General features: G+C 39.3%; 3 protein-coding genes. All 3 read right to left on the bottom strand.

Annotated features, from left to right (window positions below; genetic code table 11):
* Positions 1-219: 219 nt before the first annotated feature.
* Genes D6734_11590 through D6734_11580 form a run of 3 tightly spaced genes read right to left on the bottom strand, consistent with a single transcriptional unit; the run spans position 220 to position 4,285 of the window.
* Positions 220-1,707 (bottom strand): aldehyde dehydrogenase family protein, encoded by a 1,488-nt coding sequence (locus tag D6734_11590; protein ID RMF92763.1) that lies wholly within the window; start codon positions 1,705-1,707, stop codon positions 220-222.
* A gap of 27 nt (positions 1,708-1,734) precedes the next feature.
* Positions 1,735-3,072, bottom strand: a complete 1,338-nt coding sequence (locus D6734_11585; protein RMF92762.1) for an acetyl ornithine aminotransferase family protein — start codon at positions 3,070-3,072, stop codon at positions 1,735-1,737.
* Between the two features lie 58 nt (positions 3,073-3,130).
* Entirely contained in the window at positions 3,131-4,285 is a 1,155-nt protein-coding gene (locus tag D6734_11580) for an acyl-CoA dehydrogenase (protein ID RMF92761.1), read from the bottom strand.
* Positions 4,286-4,346: the final 61 nt, after the last annotated feature.

The raw sequence follows: 4,346 nt of genomic DNA, 5'->3' as shown, positions 1-4,346 counted from the left end.
ATATTATGTTATTATTTACTAGATTAATCATAATCATTGTGTCAAACAGAAATTTATATAATCAGCACATTTATTCGTCATCTATGAGAGGTGAATAACCCATTGTTATCTTTAATTCTTTTGCAGTTATCAAAATGTAAAAATTTGATGAGATGAAAATAGAGCATTTCAATATTATTGATACAAGTCATAATCCTCGATATAGACGAAAAAAATCAATCAATTTGTATCGATTTGCGCCTTTTGAAGCCTGCCGCTGTAATCGATATAAATTGTTTTGGTTTCAGTGAAAAAATCGAGGACTAAATTGCCTGATTCTCTGTGCCCATTGCCTGTATTTTTGTAGCCCCCAAAGGGTAGATGGCATTCTGCACCGATTGTTGGCCCATTTACATAGACTATTCCACATTCCGCATATGAAGTTGCCTTCAGTGCCTTGTTGATGTCTTTTGTATATATAGAGGATGAGAGTCCATAGCTTGTGCTGTTTAAAACATCCATTGCCTCATCAAGATTATTGACTGGCATTATCAGTGTTACAGGTCCAAATATTTCTTCTTGAGCGATAGTCATCTTTTTGTGTCCATTGGCAAAGATTGTTGGTTCAAAAAAATACCCTTTTTTAAGTTTTCCGCCAGTTGCTCTTTTACCGCCGCATAATAGTTTTGCTTTGTCTTTTTTTATTCCAACTTCAACATAATGAGTAATCTTTTCAAGCTGTGAGTTGTTTATGATTGGCCCTACATCGGTTTTTTTGTCCATTCCATTTCCGAGTCTCAATTTTTTGGTTTTTTCAAGGAACCGTTTTGTAAAATCCTTTAGAATGCTTTTTTCAATGATTATCCTGCTCGTTGCCGTGCATCTTTGGCCTGATGTTGCGAATGAGCCCCATAAAGCGCCTTCTACAGCCAAATCCAAATCTGCATCTTCAAGAATGATCTGTCCGTTTTTTCCTCCCATTTCAAGGGAGCATCTTTTCAGCGTTTTGCCGCATATTTCTGCAATATGGCTTCCAGTTGCCGTCGAACCGGTAAAGGAAATGAGATTGATATCAGGATGATTCACCATTGCTTCTCCGGCATCTTTACCGAAACCATATACTAAATTGACAACACCATCAGGAATACCTGCTTCCATCAAAAGTTCAACAAAGAGTCGAGCTGTTTCAGGTGTATCAGGTGCCGGCTTGAAGACCACAGTGTTGCCGCATATAAGGGCAGGGAAGATCTTCCATGCAGGTATTGCAGCCGGAAAATTCCAAGGTGTTATTATGCCTGCCACACCAACCGGTTCCCTTACCGTATATGCAGACTTGTTGCGTAATTCAGAGGGAGTTGTTATTCCGAAAAGTCTCCTTCCTTCTCCAGCCATATAAAAAGCGGTATCAATGGCTTCCTGAACATCTCCCAAAGTTTCGGTAAATATTTTTCCCATTTCTCTTGTTTCTACTTCTGCCAAGACCTCTTTTTTCTTTATTAAAAGTTCGTAAGCTTTTAGGATAATCTTTCCCCTATATGACGCCGGAGCCAGTTTCCATTTTTTGTAAGCCCTTCTTGCGGCTTTTACCGCTTTATCGACATCTATGCGGTCAGATTTGGCATAAAAGCCAATGGTATCGTCTAAGTCAGCAGGGTTTTTATTCGGAAAGTATTCTCCGCTGTGAGGAGGGGAATATTTCCCATCGATTATATTATTATGTTTTTTCATAGGACAACCCTCCTTAAATTTAACGATTTAATTTTTCTCTTTTTCAACAATTGTAAGGACATCATCGAAGATAGAAAGTGCTTCATCCGCTTCATTGCGGCTTATGATTAAGGGAGGGATGAATCTTATTGAATTTATTCCACAGCCAAGAATGACCAATCCTTTTTCAAAGCAGAGGTTTAAAACTTTTTTCCTTTCATTGATTGCCCGCGTTTTTTTCTCTCTATCTTTTACCAATTCAACGCCAATCATAAGTCCGATTCCCCTTACATCGCCTATGAGGCGGTGTCTTTCTTTGAGCTCAAAAAGTTTATTTTTCATATAAGCACCAATCTTTGCCGCATTTTCCATCAAGCCTTCTTTCAATAGTTTAATCGTGGCAAGAGAGGCTTCGCAGGCAACAGGATTTCCCCCAAAGGTGCTTGCATGACTGCCGGGAGGCCATGACATAATCTTCTTGGAAGCAACTGTTGCCGAAAGTGGAAGTCCTGATGCAATGCCTTTTGCAAGAGTAACGATATCTGGAATCGTGTTGAAATGTTCAATTGCTAAAAACTTACCTGTTCGTCCAAATCCTGATTGTACTTCGTCTGCAACGAGGAGAATACCGTATTTTTTACATAATTTCTTTAATTCAGGAAGAAATTCTGGAGGAGGCACGACATAGCCGCCTTCACCAAGAATCGGCTCAACGAATATTGCGGCAACCTCTTCAGGAGGGACTGTATGTTGAAAGAGTTCGTCCTCAATCCATTTAACACAGGCAAGACAGCAAGAGGGATATTTCAGCCCGGCAGGACATCGATAGCAGTGAGCATAGGGAATATGTGTTATGCCCGGCACAAGAGGAAAAAAGTTTTTCTTCTGCACTGATTTGCTTGCTGTAATTGAAAGTGCCCCCATCGTCCTTCCATGGAAGGCGCCAAAGAAACCGATTATCAGTTTTCTTTTGGTATAATAACGGGAAAGTTTTATGGCACATTCTATTGCTTCTGTACCGGAATTTCCAAAAAATACTCTTTTTTGATATTTTCCCGGAACAAGCTTCGTAAGCTCCTTGGCAAGGTTTAATTGGGAAGGATAATAGAAATCGGTGCCCGACATATGAATTAGTTTCTTTGACTGAAGATTGATAGCTTTCACTATATCTTTATGGCAGTGTCCAGTTATTGTTACTCCAATTCCGGAAGAAAAATCGAGAAATCTCTTGCCTTCGATATCGGTGACATATGCGCCTTTACCTTCAACGGCAATTAGGGGATATTCACGAGTATAAGAGGGAGAGATATAAAGTTTGTCTTCTTTCAAAAAAGCCCTTGCTTTTTTCCCAAGGATTCCCTTTGACTTACTATTTTTTTTCTTCATTCTCTTCCTTCCTTTTGATTGTCCCTTTTGCTTTCCAATTTTCCCATTGATAATGGTATTAAACTAAAGCCCTTAATCCCAATATTTTTTCACCAATTATCAGCTTTTGGATTTCTGAAGTCCCCTCATAGATGGTAGCGACTCGTGCATCTCTAAGGTATCTTTCTACCGGAAAGTCGCTGCAGTAGCCGTATCCTCCATGTATTTGAATTGCACTGTTTGCCGCTCGTACAGCTGATTCGCTTGCATAATATTTTGCAATCGATGTTTCCAATATGCATTCTACTTTTCTGTTTTTCAGGTCAGCCACCCTATAGACTAATAGGCGTGAAGCATCTCTTTCAACGACCATTTGGGCTATCATTTCCTGAATCAGTTGAAAAGACCCAATAGGTTTGTCAAAGGCGATTCTTTCTTTAGCATATTTTGTGCTTGCATCGATACAGCCGTTGATAATTCCTACACATCCGGCTGCAACGCTGAATCGCCCATTGTTGAGTGTTTCCATCGCAATTTTATATCCCTGACCTTCCTTTCCAAGAAGTGATTCTTCAGGAATTTTCATATCTTCAAAAGTAAGAGCGGCAGTATTGCTTGCTCGCAGTCCAAGTTTCCCTTCAATATTATAGCTGGAAAAACCTTTGTTATTTGTTTCAACCAAAAAAGCTGATATGCCCCTCTTTTTGTCCTTTTTGTCTGTTCGCGCAAAAACCAATGCAATGTCCGCTATACCTCCATTCGAAATCCACATTTTATTGCCATTTAAGATCCATTTGCCATCTTTAAATGTTGCTGTCGTTTTCTGATTCGAGGCATCGCTTCCCGTGTCAGGCTCAGTCAAGGCAAAGCATCCTATGATTTTGCCTGAGGCAAGGGCTGGTAGATACTTTTTCTTTTGTTCATCACTACCGTATTTTAGAATAGCATTAGCAACTAAGGAGATTTGCACTGACACAGTTGTGCGTACTGATGAATCAGCACGTCCTATTTCTTCAACAATCAAAGCATAACTCAAATAGTCAAGTCCTTCGCCGCCATAATCCTTTGGTATTGTCGACCCAAGAAGCCCTATATCAGCCATCTTGTTTATTATCTCTCTTGGGAAGTGCTTTTCTTCATCATTTTTCTTGGCAAAGGGCAATATTTCCTCATCGGAGAATTTTTTTGCCATTTTTTTTATAGCTTTTTGTTCTTCTGAGAATTCAAAATTCATACAATCACCTCCTTACTCATTGTTTAGATTTTTTTTTCAATTAAAGCCAGTTAATATATAT

This window comes from Candidatus Schekmanbacteria bacterium (assembly GCA_003695725.1).
In the GTDB taxonomy this organism is placed as follows: Bacteria; Schekmanbacteria; GWA2-38-11; order GWA2-38-11; family J061; genus J061.
This window is presented reverse-complemented; position numbering and strand designations above follow the sequence as displayed.